Origin of the sequence: Duncaniella sp. B8 (assembly GCF_005304985.1) — a bacterium.
Taxonomy (GTDB): domain Bacteria; phylum Bacteroidota; class Bacteroidia; order Bacteroidales; family Muribaculaceae; genus Duncaniella; species Duncaniella muris.
The window spans coordinates 274274-298727 of sequence record NZ_CP040121.1 but is presented as its reverse complement, the minus strand read 5'-3'; the positions used below and the strand labels follow the sequence as shown (position 1 = coordinate 298727).

Annotated in this window: 23 protein-coding genes; 21 read left to right on the top strand and 2 right to left on the bottom strand. The window is 51.8% G+C overall.

Annotation, left to right across the window (positions count from 1 at the left end; all coding sequences use genetic code 11):
- The first annotated feature begins 17 nt into the window (after window positions 1–17).
- The 3 genes from FDZ78_RS01385 to FDZ78_RS01375 all read left to right on the top strand — a co-directional run bounded on the left by FDZ78_RS01385 (window position 18) and on the right by FDZ78_RS01375 (window position 2266).
- A complete protein-coding gene (locus tag FDZ78_RS01385; RefSeq protein WP_107031016.1) occupies window positions 18–632 on the top strand; it encodes a LolA-like putative outer membrane lipoprotein chaperone in 615 nt (204 codons plus the stop codon).
- A 147-nt stretch (window positions 633–779) separates the two neighbouring features.
- Entirely contained in the window at window positions 780–1724 is a 945-nt protein-coding gene (trxB, locus tag FDZ78_RS01380) for a thioredoxin-disulfide reductase (RefSeq protein WP_107031015.1), read from the top strand.
- A 17-nt stretch (window positions 1725–1741) separates the two neighbouring features.
- Window positions 1742–2266, top strand: coding sequence for a GNAT family N-acetyltransferase (locus tag FDZ78_RS01375; protein ID WP_124075473.1), 525 nt, complete (start codon window positions 1742–1744; stop codon window positions 2264–2266).
- A gap of 46 nt (window positions 2267–2312) precedes the next feature.
- Here the strand turns inward: FDZ78_RS01375 and recR are convergent, their stop codons facing one another.
- Window positions 2313–2939 (bottom strand): recombination mediator RecR, encoded by a 627-nt coding sequence (recR, locus tag FDZ78_RS01370; protein WP_107031013.1) that lies wholly within the window; start codon window positions 2937–2939, stop codon window positions 2313–2315.
- A gap of 201 nt (window positions 2940–3140) precedes the next feature.
- Between recR and panC the strand changes: the two genes are divergently transcribed.
- The 8 genes from panC to FDZ78_RS01330 all read left to right on the top strand — a co-directional run bounded on the left by panC (window position 3141) and on the right by FDZ78_RS01330 (window position 11058).
- Window positions 3141–3989 carry a pantoate--beta-alanine ligase gene (gene panC / locus FDZ78_RS01365; RefSeq protein ID WP_136408837.1) on the top strand — a complete coding sequence of 283 codons (849 nt, stop codon included), beginning with the start codon at window positions 3141–3143 and terminating at the stop codon, window positions 3987–3989.
- Window positions 3986–4336 carry an aspartate 1-decarboxylase gene (gene panD / locus FDZ78_RS01360; RefSeq protein ID WP_107031011.1) on the top strand — a complete coding sequence of 117 codons (351 nt, stop codon included), beginning with the start codon at window positions 3986–3988 and terminating at the stop codon, window positions 4334–4336. Before panC ends, panD begins: the two co-directional genes overlap by 4 nt.
- A gap of 24 nt (window positions 4337–4360) precedes the next feature.
- On the top strand, window positions 4361–5695 hold the full coding sequence (gene ffh, locus FDZ78_RS01355) for a signal recognition particle protein (RefSeq protein ID WP_107031010.1): 1335 nt from the start codon (window positions 4361–4363) through the stop codon (window positions 5693–5695).
- Between the two features lie 60 nt (window positions 5696–5755).
- Complete coding sequence (folD, locus tag FDZ78_RS01350; RefSeq protein WP_107031009.1) at window positions 5756–6637, top strand: bifunctional methylenetetrahydrofolate dehydrogenase/methenyltetrahydrofolate cyclohydrolase FolD; 882 nt, start codon at window positions 5756–5758, stop codon at window positions 6635–6637.
- 109 nt (window positions 6638–6746) lie between these two features.
- The gene (locus FDZ78_RS01345) at window positions 6747–7811 is read left to right on the top strand and encodes a CapA family protein (protein WP_124075475.1); all 1065 of its coding nucleotides are present in this window, start codon (window positions 6747–6749) and stop codon (window positions 7809–7811) included.
- A 202-nt stretch (window positions 7812–8013) separates the two neighbouring features.
- Window positions 8014–10056 carry a molecular chaperone HtpG gene (gene htpG, locus FDZ78_RS01340; RefSeq protein ID WP_107031007.1) on the top strand — a complete coding sequence of 681 codons (2043 nt, stop codon included), beginning with the start codon at window positions 8014–8016 and terminating at the stop codon, window positions 10054–10056.
- A 118-nt stretch (window positions 10057–10174) separates the two neighbouring features.
- The gene (locus FDZ78_RS01335; protein ID WP_107031006.1) at window positions 10175–10687 is read left to right on the top strand and encodes an NUDIX domain-containing protein; all 513 of its coding nucleotides are present in this window, start codon (window positions 10175–10177) and stop codon (window positions 10685–10687) included.
- Between the two features lie 146 nt (window positions 10688–10833).
- Window positions 10834–11058 (top strand): hypothetical protein, encoded by a 225-nt coding sequence (locus FDZ78_RS01330; RefSeq protein ID WP_107031005.1) that lies wholly within the window; start codon window positions 10834–10836, stop codon window positions 11056–11058.
- 12 nt (window positions 11059–11070) lie between these two features.
- Here the strand turns inward: FDZ78_RS01330 and FDZ78_RS01325 are convergent, their stop codons facing one another.
- Window positions 11071–12591, bottom strand: a complete 1521-nt coding sequence (locus FDZ78_RS01325) for a glycoside hydrolase family 10 protein (protein ID WP_107031004.1) — start codon at window positions 12589–12591, stop codon at window positions 11071–11073.
- Window positions 12592–12740: 149 nt separating this feature from the next.
- On the opposite strand from FDZ78_RS01325, the gene FDZ78_RS01320 reads away from it, so the two are divergent.
- The 10 genes from FDZ78_RS01320 to FDZ78_RS01275 all read left to right on the top strand — a co-directional run bounded on the left by FDZ78_RS01320 (window position 12741) and on the right by FDZ78_RS01275 (window position 24391).
- On the top strand, window positions 12741–13553 hold the full coding sequence (locus tag FDZ78_RS01320; RefSeq protein ID WP_255201550.1) for an outer membrane protein assembly factor BamD: 813 nt from the start codon (window positions 12741–12743) through the stop codon (window positions 13551–13553).
- Window positions 13554–13609: 56 nt separating this feature from the next.
- On the top strand, window positions 13610–13948 hold the full coding sequence (locus tag FDZ78_RS01315) for a DNA-directed RNA polymerase subunit omega (RefSeq protein WP_137426160.1): 339 nt from the start codon (window positions 13610–13612) through the stop codon (window positions 13946–13948).
- Between the two features lie 195 nt (window positions 13949–14143).
- The gene (gene rpsO, locus FDZ78_RS01310) at window positions 14144–14419 is read left to right on the top strand and encodes a 30S ribosomal protein S15 (protein WP_107031001.1); all 276 of its coding nucleotides are present in this window, start codon (window positions 14144–14146) and stop codon (window positions 14417–14419) included.
- A gap of 325 nt (window positions 14420–14744) precedes the next feature.
- On the top strand, window positions 14745–16292 hold the full coding sequence (gene purH, locus FDZ78_RS01305; RefSeq protein WP_107031000.1) for a bifunctional phosphoribosylaminoimidazolecarboxamide formyltransferase/IMP cyclohydrolase: 1548 nt from the start codon (window positions 14745–14747) through the stop codon (window positions 16290–16292).
- 24 nt (window positions 16293–16316) lie between these two features.
- Window positions 16317–17336, top strand: coding sequence for a rod shape-determining protein (locus FDZ78_RS01300; protein ID WP_107030999.1), 1020 nt, complete (start codon window positions 16317–16319; stop codon window positions 17334–17336).
- Between the two features lie 15 nt (window positions 17337–17351).
- Window positions 17352–18206 (top strand): rod shape-determining protein MreC, encoded by an 855-nt coding sequence (mreC, locus tag FDZ78_RS01295; protein WP_107030998.1) that lies wholly within the window; start codon window positions 17352–17354, stop codon window positions 18204–18206.
- 69 nt (window positions 18207–18275) lie between these two features.
- The gene (locus FDZ78_RS01290) at window positions 18276–18797 is read left to right on the top strand and encodes a rod shape-determining protein MreD (protein ID WP_136408838.1); all 522 of its coding nucleotides are present in this window, start codon (window positions 18276–18278) and stop codon (window positions 18795–18797) included.
- Window positions 18781–20643 (top strand): penicillin-binding protein 2, encoded by a 1863-nt coding sequence (mrdA, locus tag FDZ78_RS01285; RefSeq protein WP_107030996.1) that lies wholly within the window; start codon window positions 18781–18783, stop codon window positions 20641–20643. The genes FDZ78_RS01290 and mrdA overlap by 17 nt, the downstream gene beginning before the upstream one ends.
- Before the next feature lie 75 nt (window positions 20644–20718).
- Entirely contained in the window at window positions 20719–22182 is a 1464-nt protein-coding gene (gene rodA, locus FDZ78_RS01280) for a rod shape-determining protein RodA (protein WP_240597544.1), read from the top strand.
- 124 nt (window positions 22183–22306) lie between these two features.
- On the top strand, window positions 22307–24391 hold the full coding sequence (locus FDZ78_RS01275; RefSeq protein ID WP_124075478.1) for a hypothetical protein: 2085 nt from the start codon (window positions 22307–22309) through the stop codon (window positions 24389–24391).
- Window positions 24392–24454 lie beyond the last annotated feature (63 nt).

Genomic DNA, 24454 nt, shown 5'->3' with positions numbered 1-24454 from the left:
CGATAAGAAACACGACCATGCTGACAAAAAACATCATACTTCTGATCCTCGCTCTCTGCTGCCTTCTGCCGCTCCATGCGGCGGAATCAGCCACAGCCGTGCTTGACAAAGCCGCTGCGAAGATCAGAGCGTCGAAATCACTCTCGGCATCATACACAATCACTGCCGACGGCCAGAGCAACAGTGGCACACTCACCATTTCGGGCGACCGCTTCACGATTGTCTCTCCGCAGATCTCATCGTGGTACGACGGACGCACACAGTGGACCTATTCGACCCATGTAGGCGAAGTAAACATCACCGAACCAAGTCCGGAAGAGCTTCAGCAGGTCAATCCGTTTGCGATCATCAACTCGTTCAAGACCCACTACCGCGCATCCATGCTCAAATCAGCAGCCGGAGAGAAGAAGATCAGGCTGACAGCCACGCAGGCAGGAAGCGATATCCATAGCGTGGATCTGACCCTCAACGCCTCTACCCTCTACCCGACCCGCATAGTGCTCAACATGGCCAATCGCCGCAGCGTCGGCATCACTGTCAGCTCCGTGAAGCCCGGCGAGGCACTCCCGGTGTCGTTTTTCCGCTATGATGCCGCAAAGCATCCCGGACTGCCGGTGGTAGACCTGCGTTAAAGCCCGCGTAGACGCTCAAAAGAGTGAACAATCAGAAAAAATATACATTATATAATAGGTATGGTTCAATAGACTGAACAACTTAAAATTGTCTGACCAACTTAAAATCTAACCGTTCAAAAACATCAATTCAAAAACAAGAGACTTATGGCAGAAATCAAAACCCGTTGCCTCATCATCGGCTCAGGCCCTGCAGGCTACACCGCAGCAATCTATGCTTCACGCGCCAATATCTCGCCGCTCGTGATCGAAGGCCTCCAGCCCGGCGGCCAGCTGACCATCACAACCGAGGTAGAGAACTTTCCCGGACAGCCCAACGGCATCACCGGTCCGCAGCTGATGGAAGACATTCGCACTCAGGCACTCAAATTCGGAGCCGACATCCGTTCGGGTCTTGTGACAGAAGTCGACTTTTCAAAGCGCCCGTTCAAGGCAGTGACCAACAACGGTCTGGAGATTCTCGCCGACACAGTGATCATTTCCACAGGAGCATCAGCACGCTATCTCGGTCTGCCTGACGAAGAAAAATATTCAGGTCTCGGAGTCTCTGCCTGCGCCACATGCGATGGATTCTTCTACCGCAAAAAGCGCGTGGCAGTTGTAGGCGGCGGTGACACAGCATGCGAAGAAGCCCTCTATCTTAGCAATCTGGCATCCGATGTGTTCCTGATCGTACGCAAACCCCACCTCCGCGCCTCTAAAGTGATGCAGGAACGTGTGCTTGAAAAGAGCAATATCAAAGTGCTCTTCAACACCAACACCACCGGACTCTATGGCGAAGAATATCTCGAAGGCGCACATCTCGTGGAAAACGTAGGCACACAGAACGAACAGCACTACGACCTCGCCATCGACGGATTCTTCCTCGCCATCGGCCACAATCCCAACACCGAGATCTTCCGCCAGTACATCGACTGCGATGCAGCCGGCTATATCAAGGTCAAAGGCTCATCAATGCAGACCAACATCCCCGGAGTCTTTGCCGCAGGTGATGTTGCCGACCCCGTATTCCGTCAGGCCATCGTGGCTGCCGGCTCAGGCTGCAAGGCTGCGCTCGAAGCCGAACGTTTCCTCAACGAAGAGGGCCTCTAAAAAAATTAGCCTATAGAATGCTGACAGACGGCACTATAAGCCTCAGGGCACTCGAACCTATTGATGTCGACACCCTTTACCGCTGGGAAAACGATCCGGCGGTGTGGGGTGTCGGCCTCACACTTGCACCATACTCGCGCAAACAGTTGTGGGACTATGTAAATAACTATGACGGTGATATCTACGCCGCACGCCAACTCCGGCTGATGATAGACCTCATCAATGCGGAAGGTATGACTCAGACCATCGGCACTCTCGATCTCTATGACTTTGATCCTGCCAATTCGCGTTGCGGCGTAGGAATCCTGATTGATTCCGACGCACGTCGGCATGGCTACGGCCTGCGAGCACTCAACCTTGCTGCTGATTATTGCCGTGGCAGGCTTTCGCTTCATCAGCTTTACTGCATTGTAGGAGAAAAAAATGCTGCCTCACGCTGGCTTTTCGAAAAAGCCGGATTCAGAATCAGCGGACGTTTAAAATCGTGGCTTATGTCAGGCAACAGCTATTCTGATGCCTACATCTGCCAGAAATTCCTGTGATCATACCACCACATTTCACACAATAGAAGAGACGCGTGACGAAGTTTCAGCGGCGGATTGAATCTGAAAAGAGTGTGCGGTTAAGCAGGGAACGACCGAGGGTTATCTCATCGGTATATTCAATTTCGTTGCCGACCGACACACCACGTGCAAGCTGAGTGATGCGAACGTCGGCATAAGGAGCAAGACGCCGATAGAGGTAGAAATTGGTGGTCTCCCCTTCCATCGTGGCGCTGAGAGCAAGAATCACTTCACTCACCTCTCCGGAAGCCACTCGCTCGACCAAAGAGTCGATTTCAAGCTGGTCGGGGCCGATGCCGTCCATCGGCGAAATTACTCCTCCGAGCACGTGATAAAGGCCACCGTACTGGCGAGTATTTTCAAAACTCATGACATCCTTGACACTCTCCACCACACAGACCGTTGACCGGTCACGACGCGAGTCGGCACAGATCGGGCAAACTTCGGTCTCGGAAATATTGTGGCAGATCGAACAGTAACGCACACCGCGCCTCATTCTGATGATCGACTCGCCAAGAGCCACTCCCGCCCCTTCATCACAGCGAAGAATGTGTAGCGCGAGACGCAAAGCGGTTTTCCGCCCGATGCCGGGCAGGCGTGAAAGTTCTGTGACGGCTCCTTCAAGGAGTTTAGAGGCAAATTCCTGTTGCATTTTGCAGTGTGGATAATAAGGCGAGGTCAAGCGCCATTTTTTAATACCATAGACCTTGACAGGCTTTGAAATTCACATCAAAATTACTAAAAAATCCCGTCAATCGACATCCGGAGACCGAAACCTGCAAACTTTTTTGGGAAATTTAATACATAATGTGTAATTTTGCACTCTGAAATTTTCAGACATATACAGAAAGAAATGGAAATAATTCGCACTGTAGCAGAATTAAAAGCCAAGCTTGACACCGCCCGCAAGTCTGGAAGCGTCGGACTTGTTCCCACGATGGGAGCACTTCATGCCGGCCACCTGTCACTGATCGAGCGCGCCCGCCGCGAAAATGATTTCGTGGTGGTAAGCGTGTTCGTCAACCCCACACAGTTCAACAACCCAACAGACCTTGCCACCTATCCCCGCACCGAGGAGGCTGACTGCGAGCTAATGAGATCAGCCGGAGTCAATGTGGCCTTCATTCCCTCGGTAGAGGAAATCTATCCTCAGAAAGACACCCGCGTGTTTGATCTTGGTCCGGTGGCCGAAGTGATGGAAGGCGCTATGCGTCCGGGCCATTTCAACGGAGTGGCCCAGATAGTCAGCAAACTTTTTGACTTCACCCGTCCGACCCGTGCCTATTTCGGAGAAAAAGACTTTCAGCAGATAGCCGTGATCCGCAGAATGGTCGAGATTGAAGGCTTTGACCTCGAAATAGTGGACTGCCCGATCAAACGCGAGGCCGATGGTCTGGCCATGAGCTCACGCAACGTCCGCCTCAGCGCCGAGCAGCGCGCCATAGCCCCCGCCATCCACCGTACTCTTGAAGGCAGCCTTTCATGGGCGCGTGACCACAGCGTTGAGCAGACCAAACGCTACGTGATCGATGAACTCAACTCTCTTCCTCACCTGCAAGTAGAATATTACGAAATTGTCGATGCGCTCAGCATGCAGCCAATCACAGACTGGGCCGAATCGGAAAGCCCCGTAGGATGCGCCACCGTGTTCTGCGGCGAAGTCCGCCTGATCGACAACATAAAATACCCCGCAAGGAAATGACACTCGAACTACTCAAGTGCAAGATCCATCGTGTCACCGTGACAGAAGCACGGCTCGACTACATAGGAAGCATCACCATTGACAGCCAGCTGATGGAAGCCGCCGGAATTTTCCCAGGCGAAAGAGTCTACATTGTCGACAACAACAACGGCGAACGCTTTGACACCTACGCCATTGCAGGCGAGCCGGGTTCAGGCGTCATCTGCCTCAACGGCGCCGCCGCACGCAAGGTGCAGGTGGGCGACGTAGTAATCATCATGTGTTACGCACAGATGACCCCGGAGGAAGCCCGCACCCACAAGCCCGTGGTGCTCTTCCCCGACACCCGTACCAACAAACTTTTATAAACCCTCAATCCCCAGCCACCCAACGTGTTTGAAAATCTAAGCGAAAGACTTGAAAGAAGTTTCAAGATACTCAAAGGTGAAGGCAAGATCACCGAGATAAACGTAGCCGAAACCCTTAAGGACGTGCGCCGCGCGCTCCTCGAAGCCGACGTCAACTTCAAAGTAGCCAAGCAGTTTACCGACGAGGTAAAAGCCAAGGCTCTGGGCATGAATGTGATCAACGCCATCAAGCCGGGCGAACTCATGGTCAAGATTGTCCACGATGAGCTGGCACGGCTTATGGGTGGCGAGACAGCCCAGGTAAATCTGTCAGGCAATCCGACCGTCATCCTCATGTCAGGTCTGCAGGGTTCCGGTAAGACCACCTTCAGCGGCAAACTCGCCCGCAAGCTCAAGTCAGAGCAGGGAAAACGTCCGCTCCTTGTGGCATGCGACGTCTATCGTCCCGCAGCTATTGACCAGTTGAAAGTGCTCGCCGACCAGATCGATGTTCCCGTCTATACAGAGGATGGCAACAAGAATCCGGTAGAGATTGCAGAAAACGCTATCCGCTACGCCAAAACAAACCATCTTGATCTGGTGATCATCGACACCGCCGGCCGTCTTGCCGTCGACGAACAGATGATGCAGGAGATCGCGGCAATCAAGAAAGCAGTCAAGCCTCAGGAAACTCTGTTTGTGGTCGACTCCATGACCGGTCAGGACGCCGTCAATACTGCCAAAGAATTCAACGACCGTCTGGACTTCGATGGCGTTGTCCTCACCAAACTTGACGGTGACACACGCGGCGGCGCGGCCCTCTCTATCCGCACTGTAGTAACCAAGCCCATCAAATTCGTAGGTACAGGCGAAAAACTTGATGCCCTTGATCTCTTCCACCCCTCGCGTATGGCCGACCGTATTCTCGGCATGGGCGACATCGTATCGCTCGTTGAAAAGGCCCAGAACGCCTATGACGAAAAGCAGGCCCGCGAACTCCAGCGCAAAATTGCCAAAAATCAATTCAATTTCAACGACTTCCTCCAGCAGATCCAGCAGATTCAGAAAATGGGTAATCTGAAGGAACTTGCATCAATGATACCCGGTGTAGGCAAAGCTATCAAGGACATCGACATTGACGACAACGCATTCAAAGGCATCGAGGCCATCATCCGCTCAATGACCGAGCAGGAACGCCAGCATCCTGAAATCATCAATGGCAGTCGCCGCAAGCGCATAGCCAAAGGCTCCGGCACAGACATCCAGGAAGTCAACCGCCTCATAAAGCAGTTTGACGATGCCCGCAAGATGATGAAGGCCGTTTCAGGCATCAAAAACCCGATGGCCCTTATGAGAGGCATGAAGGGCATGCGCCGCTGAACTGCCGGCTGAAGAAAACCGATTATTATTTCACCCCCATATTTCCACCCCACAAAGACTATGACCCTCATAGACGGAAAACAGACTGCCGACGACATCAAGCGCGAAATTGCCGCTGAAGTCGAAGAAATGGTGGCTCAAGGCAAACGCCGCCCCCACCTCGCAGCCATCCTTGTCGGCCACGACGGAGGCAGCGAAACCTACGTAGCCAACAAAGTGAAAGCCTGTGAAGCCTGCGGCTTCCGCTCGACCCTCATCCGCTATGAGGACGATGTGACCGAAGAAAAACTGCTTGAGACCATAAGCCGACTCAACGAAGATCCGGAAGTCGACGGATTCATTGTGCAGCTCCCCCTTCCCCGCCACATCTCGGAACAGAAAATTATCGAGGCGATTGACTACCGCAAGGATGTCGACGGATTCCATCCGGTCAACGTGGGCCGCATGTCGATCGGGCTGCCATGCTTCGTTTCAGCGACTCCTTCCGGCATCATGGAACTTCTGAAACGCTACGGCGTGGAAACACGTGGAGCAAAATGTGTGGTTCTCGGCCGTAGCAACATCGTCGGCAAGCCGGTGGCAAACCTTATGATGCAGAAAGCCCAACCGGGCAACGCGACAGTGACAGTGCTTCACAGCGCGTCGACCAACATCAAGGAAGCATGCGCTGAAGCAGACATCATCATCGCCGCCCTCGGCCGTCCGGGGTTCGTCACCGCCGACATGGTCAAACCCGGCGCCACAATCATCGACGTAGGCACCACCCGTGTGCCTGACGCCACCCGCAAGAGCGGTTTCCGTCTTAGCGGTGACGTTGATTTCGCCAATGTTGCGGAAAAGTGCGCATTCATCACCCCTGTTCCAGGCGGAGTAGGCCCGATGACCATCTGCTCGCTCATGCGCAACACTCTCCTTGCCGCAAAGAAAGAGATCTACAATTAACAAAAATATTTCCGACCGGTCTGTAGGTAGGGGTCCTAACTGATTCCCTTTTGCAGACCGGTTATTTTTTTCACTCCCACTCACAACCCAAGCACCCTCCTCCGTGAGCATGATTTCAGTATTTCTGTCGCTGCTCTCGATGCTGATTCCACAAGACAGCGCCGAGATAGTATTCGCCGGTGATGCCATGCAACACCAGCGCCAGATCGATGCCGCGCGCCTGGCTGACGGCTCGCTGGACTACGGCACTTATTTCACAGCCCTCAGGCCTTATATTAAATCGGCCGACTTCGCAGTGGTCAATCTCGAAACACCTCTTGGCGGCGCGCCCTATTCAGGCTATCCGATGTTTTGCGCGCATGACAACTATGTAGACGCACTTACAGAAGCCGGGTTCGATCTTATGCTCTCGGCCAACAACCACATCCTCGACCGCCGCGACCGTGGAGTGAGACGCACCATCAGCACCTTTGAGAAAAAAGGCGTGCCCTATCTCGGAGTCTACCGCAACCGAGCCCACCGCGACTCGATACTGCCCATGATCCATGTCATCAACGGCTTCAAAGTCGGATTCCTGAACTATACCTATGGAACAAACGGCATCAACAAGACCTCTGACATAGAGATTGACTACATAGACCGCCAGCTGATTGCTTCTGACGTAAAAAAAGCCCGTGAGAAGGGTGCCGAACTGATAGCCGTCTGCATCCACTGGGGCGAAGAATACAAACTGCTGCCCAACAGCGCTCAGAAAAGCCTCGCGAAATATCTGCGCGATCTGGGTGTAGAGCTGATCATCGGAGGCCACCCTCACGTGATCCAGCCTATGGAACTCCGGCTGAACGAAAAGACAGGGCGACCTTGTTTCACAGTCTATTCGCTCGGCAATTTCATATCGGCAATGCGCACCACCGACACCCGTGGCGGGGCTATGGCACGAGTGAAACTTGCGCGCGACATCTTCGGTCGGGCCTATGTCAAGGAAGCCACTTACAAGCTTGTGTTTACAGAGCCCGGCAGCTCCGACGGCAAATTCCGTCTGCTGCCGGCTGAAAGCAAAGCCCTGCACAAGAGCATGGACACCTATCGCAACGGCTTCGTGAGAAATGCCGTAGGGATTTTTGACCGGCACAATATCAATGTGCCGCGTGACACCACAGAAATCAAACTCTGATTCTGCCCTGCCAATCCTGACATGGATTTCAAAAATCCGCTCAGCCCAGCGGTCTGTCATTTTTGCATATTATTTAACAAGATTTGTCAGTTTTGCAGTCTGGCATTCTGTTTGCTGTAGTGTTATATGTGTGTATGCACCCGCCGTCAGCGAGTCACCACATTATATAATATAACAAAAATCAAACAAAACTGAATATATCATGCAAAAAGGACAGATTGGAGTAACGACCGAGAACATCTTTCCGGTCATCAAAAAGTTTCTCTACTCCGACCACGAAATTTTTCTCCGCGAATTAGTTTCAAACGCGATTGACGCCACTCAGAAACTCAAGACTCTCGCATCATTCGGCGAATTCAAAGGCGAACTCGGCGAGATGGACGTGCGCGTCAAAGTCGACAAGGAAGCCGGGACACTTACAGTCAGTGACCGCGGCATCGGCATGACAGCCGAAGATATAGACAAATATATCAATCAGATCGCCTTCTCAGGCGCTGAAGAATTCGTCAACAAATATAAAGACACCGCCAATGCCATCATAGGCCACTTCGGACTTGGCTTCTACTCGGCATTCATGGTGGCAAAGAAGGTTGAGATCCGTTCGCTCAGCTATAAGGAAGATGCTGAAGCCGTCTGCTGGGAGTGCGACGGAAGCCCCGAATACAGTATGGGCCCCGCTGACAAGGCCGAACGCGGCACAGACATAGTTCTCTATATCGACGATGACAACAAAGAATTCCTTGAACAGGCCCGTATCGACACCCTGCTCAAAAAATACTGCCGCTTCCTGCCCGTGCCCGTAATCTCCGGCAAGGTTCAGGAATGGAAAGACGGCAAATACGTGGATACCGACAAAGACAAGGTAGTCAATGACACCGAACCCACATGGACCAAAAAGCCGTCGGAACTAACTGACGAGGACTATCGCAAATTCTACCGCGAGCTTTATCCCGGCCAGGAAGATCCGCTGTTCTGGATTCACCTCAACGTAGACTATCCTTTCACACTGACCGGTATCCTCTTCTTCCCAAAGATCAAGAGCAATCTCGATATTCGCAAAGACCGCATCCAGCTCTACTGCAACCAGGTGTTTGTCACTGACTCGGTTGAAGGCGTGGTGCCTGAGTTCATGACCCTGCTTCAGGGCGTGATCGACTCGCCCGACATTCCGCTGAACGTGTCGCGCTCCTATCTGCAGAGCGATACAGCGGTCAAAAAAATCTCCGGCTACATCACCAAGAAAGTGGCCTCGCGCCTTGAAGAACTTTTCAAGGAAAACAGAGCCGACTTCGAGTCGAAATGGGACGACATCAAGATTTTCATCGAATACGGTATGCTGACCGATGAAAAATTCTGTGACGCCGCCATGAAATTCGTGCTCCTGCGCGACACCGAAGGCAAATATTTCACACTCGAAGAATACCGAGCACTCGTTGAGAGCGCTCAGACCGACAAAGACGGCAACGTGGTCTACATCTATGCAACCGACCCGACCGGACAGTTCAGTTTCATCAACGCCGCCAACGAAAAGGGCTACAATGTGCTGCTCATGGACGGACAGCTCGACGGTCACTTCATCTCGATGCTTGAAAGCAAGCTTGAGAAGACCCGCTTCGTAAGAGTTGACAGCGAAGTAGCTGAAAAGCTGATCCCGAAAGAAGACAGCAAGGACAGCGGTCTGAACGCTGATCAGATTTCACTGCTGACCCCACTCTTCCGCAGCCAGATTCCGGCAGTCGACAAAGCAGAATTCCTTGTATCGTTCGAGTCGCTCGATCCGGCAGCAAGCCCGATTCTGATCACCCAGAACGAGTATATGCGCCGCATGAAAGACATGGCCGCCACTCAGGCCGGCATGAGTTTCTACGCCGAACTGCCTGACAGCTACAATCTCATCGTCAACACCTCACAGCCTGTGGTTGCTCGGATTCTTGACGAAGCAGAGAAAGCTTTGGCCGACAAACTCACACCTCTGAGCGCTTCTATAGACTCTGACAACGAAAAGATCACCACCCTGCGCGCTGAGATCAAAGACAACAAGCCGACCGACGAGCAGAAAGCCGAAGAGCAGCGCCTGACTGACAGCGTGGAGAAAGCCCGCAAGGAAAAAGACGAGATCATAGGCCGTTATGCCGCTGAAAAACCTGTTGTGAAACAAGCTATTGACCTTGCGCTTCTTTCCAACGGACTTCTCCGCGGCCGCGATCTGAGCGAATTCATCAAGCGTTCTACCGCTATGCTCTGATTGTCCAACAACCTCTAAGAAATCAGCCTACATTTTATGTAAGCGGGGTAACGCCGACTGCCGAACAATTTCAGAGGTCGGCGTTACCTTTTTTATTATATCCATAACATGCCACAACATGAAAAGCGACAATTCAAAAGAAATATTCCCGGTGGTCAATGAAGAAGGAACAGTAATCGGAAGCGCCACCCGCGGCGAATGTCATTCAGGGAGCAGACTGTTGCATCCGGTAGTCCATCTCCACGTCTTTGATAAGCAAGGGAGTCTGTATCTTCAGAAAAGGCCTGAATGGAAAGACATCCAGCCGGGGAAATGGGACACAGCTGTAGGCGGACACATCGACTTTGGCGAGGATGTAGTCACAGCGCTCCACCGTGAAGCACGCGAGGAACTTGGCATAGACGATTTCGAGCCGACATTTCTGAAGCGATATGTATTTGAATCCGATCGCGAAAAAGAGCTCGTCAATGCATTCAGCACTGTGATCTGCCACGAACCGAAACCCTCTGACGAACTTGACGGAGGCCGCTTCTGGCCGCGCGAGGAGATTCTGGCAGGAATCGGCAACGGAATATTCACTCCTAACTTCGAGCAGGAATACATTATGCTTTTCGGAGAGATGAAAGATTGAAAGCCAAGTGACAGACAGAGCAAGCCGCAACTTATTTTAACCTACATGTGCAGGATTATCGCCCATCAGGAACACTACATTTGCATATCACTTCCAATTCACACACTCATTCTCTACAACTCTCAAACTCAAAACAAATTCCTGCCATGAATTCATCAGTCATTATCTCACCCCGCGTAATCGACACCATCAACTCTCTTTCAAGCGCCGACCGCACACCTATCAGCAATGCTCTGAGCATGGAATTCATTCTCGGACAGAATCCGGAAGACACGCTTACTCCGAATCAGAGCATCATCTATGCTGTGATACGCTTCTATGTCACTCAAGACACTGCCCGTCACCGCCGGAATCTGGCAAACGTCAGTTAAAACAACTGGGTACTATTTCAGAAAAACCGGTTCGGATTCAGCTGAAAAACCGTCAAGAGCTGTCACCGCATATGAATATGAGCCCGGTGAGCCGACTCTGAATTCCTCACCATAGACCACGCCGAGAAGATAGCAGGCACGCAGGCCGTCACCATTCTCCTCAACCAGCTCATCATGAGGCAGATTTTTCGGAAAAGCATAGACCGCATAGCGCACCGGAGCAGCCGCATTGCCTTTCCCATGCCACGACAGAACCCCGCCTTTTAACCTTAGTGCCGTCGGAGCCTCAACCGGATCGAGCGATGATCCCCGACGCACCTGCGGAGTCAGTGACTTCAGCCCAAACGGCGATTTTGTCAGATCGGAAGCCAGTTTATATAAATGCTTGGCACTATAGAGCACCGTGCCTTGATCACCATCGAGGCTTGAATCACGGTTGATTCCTATCTGACGCAGCAATTCCTGACGCTCACTGTTGGTATTGCGCTTGTCAAGCGGAGCCAGAGTGATACTTGCATAGAAATGCCGCCCGTAGAAATTTGCAGCCTCGCTCCACCAGCGCGCAAGAGGCTCGTAAGGAGCCACGGCATGAGTGGTGGGCCAATAGATCTGTGGCGATATAAAATCCACAGTTCCCTGATAGAGCCAGCCGAGAGGATCAGAATAAATTTCGGAATATTGCCAGTCGTCACCCTTGACCTCACAGCCGGTCATGCCCCACTTCGGCGCCGAAGTGTGCTTTTTCCCGGCTATCCCCGCAGGCGAGATGCCGAAACGCAAGCCCGGTTTCAGATCTGAGACCAAAGCATGGACATCGGCCACGGTTTTGTGGACATTGGCCCTGCGCCAGTCTCCGAAGGCCATCCAGGGTGCTTCCGCCTGCCATAGATCATAGTCGGGAGCCGAACTGTCTTCCGGAATGCGGTTTGGATAAAAATAGTCATCAAAGACAAGACCGTCTATGTCATAACCGCTGACAATCTCGCGGCAAATGTCGACCACATGCTGTCTGACAGCCTCAAGGCCGGGGTTAAAAACGGTATATTTACCATAGGTCAGCAACCACCCCTGCTCTTTCCAGCGGCGGTCAGGCACACTGTTGTAGTCTGTGCCGGAACTCCACCTGAACGGATTGACCCACGCATAGCACTCCAGACCGCGGCGATGACACTCTTCGACAGCGAATTTCAATGGGTCCCAGCCCGGCGACACACCGCGTTTGCCTGACACGAAGGCCGACCACGGCTCCAGCGATGATTCGTACATGACATCGGCCATACCTCTCACCTGAAAAAAGACAGATGTGAGATTAGCGGCCTGACATCTGTCAAGCAGCGCCTTCAGTTCGTCCTGCTGTTGTCGGCACACCTTCTGAGAAGAGCCGGTGACCGATGGCCAGTCAATGCCCCATACTGTGGTGAGCCACACACCTCTCATCTCCCGCTTCGGCCCGGCAGCGGACAGATCGGAAGAATTAAACAAGACTGTCAGAAGCATGACGAATATCTCGAAACGTATAAAATGTGATTTCATGAAGGATCAAAAGGGAATTTTGAGCCACAAATTTAAGTGTTTTTTGCAAATAATCGTTCCACAGTTGTGAAATATCACGAAAAAATAGCTAATTTTGCAAGTTGAAAACAAACTCTCAATTCATTCACGAACACAGACCACCGAAAACCGTGATCAGATCACTCAGAAAATACGCAGTCATGCTTGGCGCAGCAATGCTTCTCGCCTCTTGCGGCGAGTATCAGAAGGTGCTCAAAAGCCATGACGCCGACTATAGGCTCGACTTCGCCAAGCGCGCGTTCGAGCAGAAAAAATACACCCAGGCAGCCACCGTGCTCGAAGACATCGTCACCCAGTTCAAAGGCTCGGAAAAGGCCGAAGACTCGCTCTACCTCCTTGCCCTTTCGAACTACGAAAACAAAGACTACGAAACTGCAGGCTCATTCTTCAAGACCTACTACACCCGCTTCCCGAAAGGAAAGTACACCGAGCTCGCCCGCTACTATGCCGGCTACGGCTATTATCTCGACTCTCCTGAGCCACAGCTTGACCAGAGCGGTACAATCAACGCCATTCAGGAACTCCAGGCTTTTCTCGACTACTTCCCCAAAAGCGACAAAGTGGCCAACGCCCAGAATGCCATCTTCGAGCTTCAGGACAAACTGACCCTCAAACAGCTCGAAAACGCCCAGCTCTACTACAACCTCGGAACCTACATGGGCAACAACTACGAAAGTGCTGTAATCGTAGCACGCAACGCCATCAAAGACTATCCCTATTCAAAATATAAGGAAGACCTTGAACTCCTGATACTCAAAGCCCGCTACCAGGAAGCCCGCGAAAGTATCGACGAAAAGAAACCCGACCGCTTCCGCGAGGTGATCGACGAGTACTACTCATACATCAACAACTACCCCGACACCCCTAACCGCGAGGAAGCCGACAACATTTTCAAGATCGCCCAGCGCTACGTCAAAGAATAAGCCGCAGGCTCCACAAAAACAACAGAAAAGGAAACAACGTAAACAACAGAGATATAATGGACTACAAGAAGACCAACGCACCTCTCAACACCCAGACCCGCGACCTCATCTCAATGAGCGAGGACACCGGAAACGTCTATGAAACAGTCTGCATCATCGCAAAGCGCTCAAACCAGATCGCCGGCGAGATGAAACACGACCTCAAAAAGAAACTTCAGGAATTCGCATCGCTCAACGACAACCTCGAAGAAATCTCAGAAAACCGCGAGCAGATCGAAATTTCACGCTTCTACGAACGTCTGCCCAAACCCACCCTCATCGCAACCCAGGAATATCTCGACCACAAGATCCACTTCCGCAACCCTGCGAAAGACAACCTCAACAACCTCGACTGATCACATACAGGTTTTGATCTCACCTCGGCACAAGACAGTGCTGACAGAGACAAAATCCGAGGATAAAATGAGGATAAAAGAAAAAAACGCTTAGAAAAGCGTCGCAAAGGTTGGATATGTTAAATTTAATTCTTACCTTTGTGCGCTCTTTTGAGACAATTTATATTCATTAATCACTTTTAAACATCTGTATCAATGCACTTGAACTCTGATGAAAAAGTAGAAATCTTTGAGAAGTACGGTAAGGGCAAGACTGACACTGGCTCGCCTGAAGCGCAGATTGCATTATTCTCTATCCGTATCGCTCATTTGACTGAACACCTTCGGTCAAATCATAAAGATTATACGACCGCACGAGCTCTTAAGGCTTTGGTAGGTAAGCGTCGTCGTCTTCTCGACTACCTGATCCGCAAGGACATCAACCGCTACCGTGCCATCATCGCCCAGAAAGAACTCGGTATCAGAAAGTAATTTTCTCCTGACAGAGAAAATCAACTTGAAGATTACAAGAACTGTCCGACTCCCAAGGAGACGGACAGTTTTTTCATATATACAACTTTGCCATATCACCGCGCAGCCCCCAAAAAAAATCTTGCAGCTCCATCCCTACCACACACATATCAACAGACCGCCCATTAAAAGCCGACAAGCAAAACAAAGCAAAACAAAGAAATTAGGCATCCGGAATAAATTATAATTATTTTTAATTCCATTGCTAAGTAATTTTCACTAACTTTGCACTTTCAAAACCGAAATCAGTTCTATCATTTTAAATCAGATAAGAATAAAATCAGTCATGTCTGACAACAAACGTATCAAAACCGCACTCATTTCAGTCTTTTACAAAGACGGACTGGAAGAAATTCTTTCATTACTCCACGCTGACGGCGTGAAATTCCTCTCAACCGGCGGCACCCGCTCATTCATCGAAGGCTTAGGCTACGAGTGTGAAGCAGTCGAAGACCTCACAGGTTACCCGTCGATACTCGGCGGTCGAGTAAAAACACTCCATCCCAAAGTATTCGGAGGCATCCTCAACCGTCGCGACAACGAAGGAGACCGCGGCCAGATAGCCCAATATGAAATTCCTGAAATCGACCTGGTGATCGTTGACCTCTACCCCTTCCGTGCCACCGTTGCATCCGGAGCCCCCGAAGCCGACATCATCGAAAAGATCGACATAGGCGGAATCTCGCTCATCCGTGCAGCCGCCAAGAACTATAACGACGTCATCATCGTAGCCTCGAAAGCCCAATACAAACCTCTGGCCGAAATGCTCAAGCGCAACGGCAAAGCCGAATCATCGCTTGCTGAACGCCGCTGGTTCGCCGCTCAGGCATTCGCAGTCTCTTCCGGCTATGACACCGATATCTTCAACTACTTCGCATCGACTGAAGTTGAATCGCCGATCGAACACACCGATGAACTCCGCATAGCGTTTGACGACGCAAAGCAGATGCGCTACGGCGAGAATCCCCATCAGAAAGGCACATTTTTCGGTGACTTCGACGCAATGTTCACCCAGCTCCACGGCAAAGAGATCTCCTACAACAACCTTCTCGACATTGACGCAGCCGTAACTCTGATTTCAGAATTCACCGAACCGACATTCGCAGTGCTCAAACACAACAACGCCTGCGGTCTCGCAACCCGTCCTACCATAGCCGAAGCCTGGAAAGACGCTCTTGCCGGTGACCCTGTCAGCGCATTCGGCGGAGTGCTCATCACAAACGGCACTGTCGATGCTGCCGCAGCTGAAGAAATCAACAAAATCTTCTTCGAGGTCATCATAGCCCCCGCCTATACAGATGACGCGCTCGAAATCCTCAAGCAGAAGAAGAACCGCATCATCCTGATCATCAAGAAGCCTCTTGACACAACCCGCCAGTTCCGTTCTATCCTCAACGGCGCCCTCGTGCAGGACCGCGACCTTAAGATCGAGACTGTTGAAGATCTCAAGCAGGTTACAGAGAAAGCCATCACCCCCGAACAGGCTGCAGACCTCCTCTTCGCCAACAAGATCGTCAAGAATTCGAAGAGCAACGCAATCGTGCTCGCCAAAAACGGCATGCTTCTGGCAAGCGGCGTAGGCCAGACTTCACGTGTCGACGCCCTCAAGCAGGCCATCGAAAAAGCGCGCTCGTTCGGCTTTGACCTCCACGGTGCAGTCATGGCCTCTGACGCCTTCTTCCCCTTCCCCGACTGCGTGGAGATTGCCGGCGAAGCTGGTGTGACAGCAGTCGTACATCCCGGCGGCTCGATCCGCGATCAGGAGAGCGTAGACTACTGCAACGCCCACGGAATCGCAATGGCCATCACCGGATTCCGCCATTTCAAGCACTAATCAGACTGACACAACTGACAACACATGGGATTATTTTCATTCACCAAGGAAATCGCGATTGACCTCGGAACGGCCAATACGATTATCATACACAATGACAAGATTGTCATTGACGAACCCTCGATCGTAGCGTTGGAAAAGCGCACCGGCAAGCTCATAGCTGTGGGACGCGAAGCCAAACTCATGCAGGGTAAAGAAAATGACGGCATAGAGACCATCCGCCCGCTCCGCAAAGGCGTTATAGCCAACTTCAACGCTGCGGAAATGATGATTCGCGGCCTTATCAAGAAAGCAAGCTCCAAGAGCAACTGGTTCTCCCCCTCCATGAAGATGGTGGTCGGAATTCCTTCAGGCTCGACTGAAGTTGAGATCCGCGCCGTACGCGACTCATCGGAACACGCCGGCGGACGCGACGTCTACATGATCTATGAACCGATGGCAGCAGCCCTCGGTATAGGCATCGATGTGCTCGCCCCCCAGGGCAACATGATCGTCGACATAGGCGGCGGTACAACCGAAATCGCCGTCATCTCGCTCGGAGGCATCGTCTCAAACAAGAGCATACAGGTGGCAGGCGATGACCTGACAGACGACATCATGGAACACATGAGCCGAGTTCACAACGTCAAGGTGGGCGAACGTACAGCGGAGCAGATCAAGATCCACGTAGGCTCAGCCCTCACCGAACTTGAAAATCCGCCGGAAGACTTCATTGTCCACGGTCCCAACAAGATGACCGCCCTTCCGATGGAAGTACCCGTCAGCTATCAGGAAATCTCCCACTGTATCGAGAAATCAATCTCGCGCATCGAGGCCGCCGTACTTCAGGCTCTCGACGAGACTCCGCCGGAACTCTACTCCGACATTGTCATGAACGGCATCTTCCTTGCAGGCGGCGGCGCAATGCTCCGCGGTCTTGACAAGCGCCTCACCGACAAGATCGGTATCCAGTTCCACATTGCCGAAGATCCGCTTCTCGCAGTGGCCAAGGGAACCGGCGTGGCACTCAAGAATATCGAGACATTCTCCTTCCTGATCCGCTAAACAGACTGAGAAGAATTGAGCGAGCTACTAAAGTTTTTCGTCAAATACAGTTCATGGTTCCTGTTTGCCGCCTATCTGGTGGCAGGTTGCGCACTACTGTTCTCGCGCAACCCCTATCAGCACCATGTCTATCTGTCGTCGGCCAACTCGATCGCTTCGGCCGTCTACAAGACGACCAACAACGTCACCTCCTACTTCTCTCTGCGCGACATCAACGAAGATCTGCAGCACCGCAACTCCGACCTTGAGCTTGAAATCTACAAACTCAAGGAAGTGATACGCGGCTATCAGCAGCAGATCTATGCCGACACGATGACCGTTGACTCAGCCCTCACCCGCTATCAGTTCCTGATCGCCCACGTGATCAACAACTCCATCAACCACTCCCACAACTATATAACTATAGAAAAAGGACGGCTTGACGGAGTGGAACCGGAGATGGGAGTCATGGACCAGAACGGCATTGTCGGGATTGTCAACGTTGTGGGCGATCACACGGCGCGTCTCATCTCAGTGCTCAACCCCTATCTGCGCCTTTCCTGCAAGGTCAAAGGCGAGGATCAGGTAGGTTCGCTGGTCTGGGACGGACGCGATCCGGGCGAAGCGATACTCGAAGAGCTGCCCAAACACGCCAAATTCGTGAAAGGCGACACTATTGTCACCTCAGGCTACTCTTCGGTGTTCCCCGAAGGAGTTCCCGTAGGCACGATCCTATCAGGATCGCGCGACCGCGAGGACAACTTCTACACACTGCGAATCAAACTGTTCACAGACTTCTCCACCCTCTCTACCGTCCGCGTTATCCGCGACAAGATGAAAGACGAGCTCAAGACCGTGGAGAAAGAACTTGAAATCAAAAACGTCAACTGAAAAACCGCCGCCGGATTCCCCCGTTTCAGAGAATCCGGCGGAGGAATTTCATAAAAAAACAAGCGCTACGTGAGCAAAACGGTGCTTCAGTTCATATTGTTGGGATTCATCCTCGTGCTGGCGCAGGTGATAGTGTTCAACCACATCTGCCTTTTCAACGTGGCTGTGCCGCTGGTATTCATCTACCTGCTGGTGCGACTGCCTATCACCCTGTCGGTCAACTGGATGCTTACAATCGGATTTTTCCTTGGCCTGATAGTCGACATCTTCTCCGACACATACGGAATGAATACCCTCGCCTGCACTATCGAGGCAATGATGCGCAAGCCGATCCTGCGTCTCTATGTGCCCCGCGAGGAAGACCTCACCCGTCCTGAACCTTCGATGTATTCTCTCGGAACAGCCACATACCTGAAATATCTGCTCACATTGACGCTGCTCTATTGCAGCCTCATATTCCTTATCGAAGCATTCACATTCTTCAATCCCGTCAGACTGCTGCTGCGCATAGTCTTCAGCACCATTCTCTCAATGGCTCTCATGATCGGGATTGACAGTTTCATGACACCACAAAGTGAGAAAAGATTATAATCTCGAAAAAAGGCGCTATATCATCAGCGGTTTTATCGTGGTTATAGCCCTTATATACATAGCACGTCTTGTCAGTCTGCAGGTACTGGACTCGAAATATAAAGAATATGCCGACTCCAACGCATTTCTGCGCAAGGCGGTCTACCCATCGCGCGGCATAATCTATGACCGCGACGGCCGCCTGGTGGTCTACAACCAGCCGGCCTATGATGTGATGATGATTCCGCGTGACGTCAAGGAGTTCGACACCCTCGATTTCTGCCGCGCCATCAACATCACGCCCGAAGATCTGCGCAAACGCTTCATCGACATGAAAGACAAGCGCCGCAATCCGGGCTATTCGTCATATTCGCCGCAACGGCTTCTTACCCACCTCAGCGCCGAGGAATACGGACGCCTGCAGGAAAAACTCTACCGCTTTCCGGGTTTTTATATCCAGAAAAGAATTCTGCGCGAATATAATTACCGCACAGCAGCAAATGTGCTGGGCAACATCCGCGAAGTGGCGCAGAAAGACATTGACAAAGATCCGTATTACATGCCCGGCGACTATATAGGTGACATCGGCATTGAGCACACTTATGAAGAATATCTCCGTGGCAGCAAAGGGGCCGAGGTGCTGATGCGCGATGCTCTCGGACGAATTCAGGGACGCTACGAAGACGGAGCGCTCGACCGCGATGCCGTGGCCGGAAAAAACATCAAACTGTCGCTCAACATCGAACTTCAGCAATATGCCGAATCTCTGATGGTCAACAAAAAAGGTGCCGTGGTGGCGATCGAGCCCTCAACGGGCGAGATCCTCTGTCTTGTGTCAGCACCCTCTTACGACCCGCGTCTGCTCGTTGGCCGCGAGCGCGGAAAGAACTACAACGAAATGATGCGCGACCTTGACAAACCGCTTTTCAACCGCGCGATCCAGGCCGTCTATCCTCCGGGCTCTACCTTCAAGCCTACACAGGGTCTTATTTTACTTGAAGAGAACATCATCACCACCGGAACAATGTTTCCTTGTGCCCACGGTTTCATTTCAGGAGGTCTTAGAGTCGGCTGCCACGGCCACGGCTCTCCCCTGCCTCTGAAACCGGCTCTCCAGACATCGTGCAACGCATATTTCTGTTGGGGGTTCAAGGCTATGATCGACAAGCGGAGCAAATATGGCTCGTCAGCCAATGCATTCGAAATCTGGAAAAACCACCTCGTCTCAATGGGCTACGGCTACAAACTCGGCATTGACCTGCCCGGCGAATACCGAGGCTACATACCAAATTCCAAAACCTATAACGGATATTACGGTGAAGGTCACTGGAGCGCCAACACTATTATCTCGGTTTCTATCGGCCAGGGAGAGATCCTTGCAACACCGCTGCAGATAGCCAACCTTGCAGCCACCATAGCCAACCGCGGTCATTTCATCACGCCCCATGTAGTCAAGGAGATACAGGACACTGTGATGCCCGCCCAGTATCTTGAAAAGCATACGCCGACTATCGCAGCCCACTGGTATAACGACATTGCCGAAGGTATGCGAATGGCCGTCACCGGCGGTACATGCCGCATAGCCAACCTTTCTGACATCGAAGTCTGCGGCAAAACCGGTACGGCTCAGAACCCCCACGGACGCGACCACTCGGCATTCATGGGCTTCGCTCCTTATCACGACCCGAAGATCGCCATTGCGGTCTATGTGGAGAACGCAGGATTCGGTGCCACGTTCGGTGTGCCGATCGGCTCGCTCGTCATGGAGCGCTATCTGCGCGGCTACATTCCTCCGGAGCGCAAATATCTTGAGGAACGCATGCTGCAGTCCAACACCATTCAATTTGCCGGCACCAAAAAGCATTGATCGACCGGCAGCTCTACATATCCCACCACTTACCATATCCACATATTTTCAATAAACTATTAAAAATAGACCAAGGTGCAGCAAAAGGAAAACAGCGGTTCGGTATTGAAACAGGTTGACTGGTTCACAGTCATCCTATATCTAATACTTGTAATGGCAGGCATGGTGAGCATCTATGCCGCGAGCTATGATTTCGACCATGCGAATATGCTCAGTTTCACCGAGTTTTCCGGCAAGCAGTTTAGATGGATAGGGCTCTCGCTCGTGTTGGGTCTCGTACTGCTGCTGATAGATGTCAGAGTCTATGAGAATTATGCCTATGTCATCTACGGCACAGTGTTGCTATTGCTGCTGATCACCATATTCATAGCGCCTAACACAAAGGGATCTCATTCATGGCTTGTGCTCGGCCCGATGAGTCTGCAGCCGGCTGAATTCGGCAAATTCTCCACTGCTCTGTGCCTTGCCAAACTCTTTTCAAGCTACAACTTCGTCCTCAATGCCTCGCGTAAGAACTATATGCTCGCATTGATGATAATATTCATGCCCGTGATCCTGATTCTTGCCCAGAACGAAACCGGATCGGCGCTGGTCTATCTCTCATTGTTTTTTGTACTCTACCGCGAGGGAATGAGCGGACTGGTGCTGCTTGCTGCATTGTGTGCGGTTACATTTTTCGTGGTAGCGGTGAAGTTCACCGGCTCCATGCTCCTCGGCATTCCCTCAGGTCAGGCAGCGGTCTTCATCATGATCATGGTGCTGATAGTGGCTATGCTCGCTGTCTACTGCAAGGAATTCACAGCTGCCCGCAATGTGTTTCTCTGGTTTGCAGGCACCGGCATCGCAGTCACCGTGCTTGAGATATGCGGGGTGGAAGTTCCGGGTACAATCTTTTTCATAGCTGTGATCATGGCGGCCCTGGCCTACTGCGTGCTGCTGATGTTCAAAACCACAGCCCGCAAACTTGTCATAACAGTGGCGACAGCCCTGTCCGCCATTGTATTTCTGTTTTCCGTGAATTATGCCTTCACTTCCATCCTCCAGCGCCACCAGCAGATGAGAATCAAGGTGGCACTTGGCATGGAAGAAGATCTCCGTGGAGCCGGCTATAACGTCAATCAGTCGAAAATAGCCATCGGTTCAGGCGGCTTGTGGGGCAAAGGTTTCCTTAACGGTACACAGACCAAGCTAAAATATGTGCCTGAACAGCACACGGACTTCATTTTCTGCACCGTGGGCGAAGAGGAAGGCCTCTGGGGATCGGCAACAGTGATACTTCTGTTCCTTATACTGATTCTCAGGATAATTAATATTGCAGAGCGGCAGCCTACGGTGTTCGGGCGCGTCTATGCCTATTGTGTGGCGAGCTATCTGATTTTCCACATATCGATTAATATCGGCATGGTCATCGGGCTGTGTCCGGTCATCGGCATCCCGCTACCCTTCTTCAGCTATGGAGGTTCATCGCTGTGGGGATTTACTTTCCTCCTTTTTATATTGCTGCGTATTGATGCCTCACGCCGTGAACGCTCGTTTTAACATTTTTTAATTACCGGGGGGGTGATTTTTTGTCGTAACTTTGTAACTCCGTCAGCATGCCCGGCATCTAACGTCACACATACATACGAATCCATAATTCGAAATCATACACATAACAAGCCAAATGTTACGTCAACAGCTATCAGTTATCTTTATCACAGCCTCATCACTACTTGTGTCGTCCCAGCAACAGCAGTCCGACACCATCGCCACCCAGGAGCTGCAGGAAATCGTCATCCAGGCGCCAAAAGTATTGCGCAAATCAGATATGGATGTGTTATATCCGTCAGTGAGCGCCATCGAGCATTCAAAAAACGGCCTGCAGATGCTTAAAAATCTGATGATCCCCACACTCACCGTCAATGAGGCTCTCTCAAGCGTGACATCATCAGGCCAAAGCGTTCAGGTCCGGATCAACGGCCGCGAGGCAAGCCTTGATCAGGTACGCAATCTCTTGCCTGAGACTATAAAGCGGGTGGAATGGATAGATAATCCCGGACTGAGATACAAAGGAGCCAACGCTGTGCTCAACTTCATAGTGATAAACCCTTCTGCCGGCGGTTCGCTTATGACCCAGGCGATGCCGGCGCTGAACTGCTCGTGGGGACAATACAATGCCGGCCTAAAGCTTAACAACGGCCGATCGCAATTCGGGATGAGCGCCAATTTCAAGCTGACCAACAAGGTGGAAATGCACCGCGAATATCACGAAGTGTTCACTTACCCCGACGGCCAGACTCTGACACGCACTGAAACGCCTACCCGCGGATATATGGACGCCACTTTCGGAGGTCTTCAGCTTGACTACAGCTACATAAAGCCTGACACGACAGTACTGTGGGTGGCAGTCCACGGCTACAAGGCATGGCCTGAGACCAGCCTCTATGAAGGGCTGCTTTCTCTCAGCAACTCTCCAGATGCCATACTGCTGCATGACTACAACTCAAAAAAAGGCTTCACACCAAGTTTCCAGGCCTATCTGGAACAGCATTTCGTCCGTGACCAGCTCATTGCCATTGACTTCAACGGCTCTCTCTATAACGGCCGCACCACTCACAACTACAACGAGCGCAATGCTGCCACAGAGAATCAGCTTACTGATGTCAACACTCGGATACGCGACTGTAACCAAGCCTACGGCATCGAGGCTAACTATATCAAAAACTGGAAAAATTCACGCCTGACAGCCGGAGTTTCATATACGGCCAACCGCAACCGCTCAACCTATGAAAATCTCGGCGGAGCCATCTTCCACCAGAGCCAAGACAAGGTATACTTCTTCGGAGAGTATTTCCAGCGCATCAAAAACGTCACCCTTACAGCCGGTCTCGGCGCCCAATACACATCGTTTCTCTTCAAAGAAACAGACCAGGGTAACTCAAGCTGGAACCTGCGGCCTCAGTTCACAGCCACTTACCGGCTCAATGAAAGCTCACAGTTCAGACTGAATTTCACTACCTGGCAATCCGCTCCGACTCTCGCGCAGACCAACGTGGCTCCGCAGCAGATTGACGGCTTCCAGTGGCTCGTAGGCAATCCACACCTCAAGACCTCGTCGTCATACATGCTGACGCTGCGCTATAATTTCACTTTCCCGAAAGTGATGGGCACCTTCGGCATCAGAGCCTTCACAAGCCCTGACGCTATCACTCCCTGCTTTGAATGGAGCGAAGACCGTCTGATAAAGTCATACGAAAACAGCCGCGGCCTGAAAAATCTGAGTTTCTATCTCTCGCCGCAAGTGGAAATCATACCGGAATGGCTGAATGTCAGCGGGACGATACAGTATCGCGCCGAACAGATGCGCGGACGCGACTACCGGCTCCACAACCATGACTGGAGCGGCGATGTCACAGCCATGCTGCAACACTGGGACTTTACCCTCACAGCCCAGTATCAGAAAGCCCAGCGTGACCTCTGGGGCGAATCCATCACCTGGGGCGAATCTCTGTCAATACTCGCTCTGAGCTATGAATGGCGTCTGTGGGAGTTCACAGCCGGAGCCATATGCCCGTTCACAAAATATGACCGCGGTTCGAAATCACTTAACAAATACAACACCAATTCAACCCACATCAGGCTTGACATGGCTCCGATGCCATTCATCCAGGTGCGTTACAACATCCAATGGGGACATCAGAAACGTGGCGCCCGCAAGATTGTCAATGCCGATGCCAGTGTAGACCAGTCATCAGCCGGCAGCCGATAAGGCCTGGCGAAACCTCTCAACTTATATCATACCACTGCTCAGATACTCTACATCTTCACAAAA

Excerpts from the sequence above, each read along its gene's own strand:
- FDZ78_RS01375 (WP_124075473.1), top strand. The coding sequence starts at position 1,742 with ATGCTGACAGACGGCACTATAAGCCTCAGGGCACTCGAACCTATTGAT.
- FDZ78_RS01385 (WP_107031016.1), top strand. The coding sequence starts at position 18 with ATGCTGACAAAAAACATCATACTTCTGATCCTCGCTCTCTGCTGCCTT.
- recR (WP_107031013.1), bottom strand. The coding sequence starts at position 2,939 with ATGCAACAGGAATTTGCCTCTAAACTCCTTGAAGGAGCCGTCACAGAA.
- folD (WP_107031009.1), top strand. The coding sequence starts at position 5,756 with ATGACCCTCATAGACGGAAAACAGACTGCCGACGACATCAAGCGCGAA.
- purH (WP_107031000.1), top strand. The coding sequence starts at position 14,745 with ATGTCTGACAACAAACGTATCAAAACCGCACTCATTTCAGTCTTTTAC.
- panD (WP_107031011.1), top strand. The coding sequence starts at position 3,986 with ATGACACTCGAACTACTCAAGTGCAAGATCCATCGTGTCACCGTGACA.
- FDZ78_RS01315 (WP_137426160.1), top strand. The coding sequence starts at position 13,610 with ATGGACTACAAGAAGACCAACGCACCTCTCAACACCCAGACCCGCGAC.
- trxB (WP_107031015.1), top strand. The coding sequence starts at position 780 with ATGGCAGAAATCAAAACCCGTTGCCTCATCATCGGCTCAGGCCCTGCA.
- FDZ78_RS01300 (WP_107030999.1), top strand. The coding sequence starts at position 16,317 with ATGGGATTATTTTCATTCACCAAGGAAATCGCGATTGACCTCGGAACG.
- FDZ78_RS01335 (WP_107031006.1), top strand. The coding sequence starts at position 10,175 with ATGAAAAGCGACAATTCAAAAGAAATATTCCCGGTGGTCAATGAAGAA.
- htpG (WP_107031007.1), top strand. The coding sequence starts at position 8,014 with ATGCAAAAAGGACAGATTGGAGTAACGACCGAGAACATCTTTCCGGTC.
- FDZ78_RS01330 (WP_107031005.1), top strand. The coding sequence starts at position 10,834 with ATGAATTCATCAGTCATTATCTCACCCCGCGTAATCGACACCATCAAC.
- rpsO (WP_107031001.1), top strand. The coding sequence starts at position 14,144 with ATGCACTTGAACTCTGATGAAAAAGTAGAAATCTTTGAGAAGTACGGT.
- FDZ78_RS01325 (WP_107031004.1), bottom strand. The coding sequence starts at position 12,591 with ATGAAATCACATTTTATACGTTTCGAGATATTCGTCATGCTTCTGACA.
- panC (WP_136408837.1), top strand. The coding sequence starts at position 3,141 with ATGGAAATAATTCGCACTGTAGCAGAATTAAAAGCCAAGCTTGACACC.
- FDZ78_RS01345 (WP_124075475.1), top strand. The coding sequence starts at position 6,747 with ATGATTTCAGTATTTCTGTCGCTGCTCTCGATGCTGATTCCACAAGAC.
- FDZ78_RS01275 (WP_124075478.1), top strand. The coding sequence starts at position 22,307 with ATGTTACGTCAACAGCTATCAGTTATCTTTATCACAGCCTCATCACTA.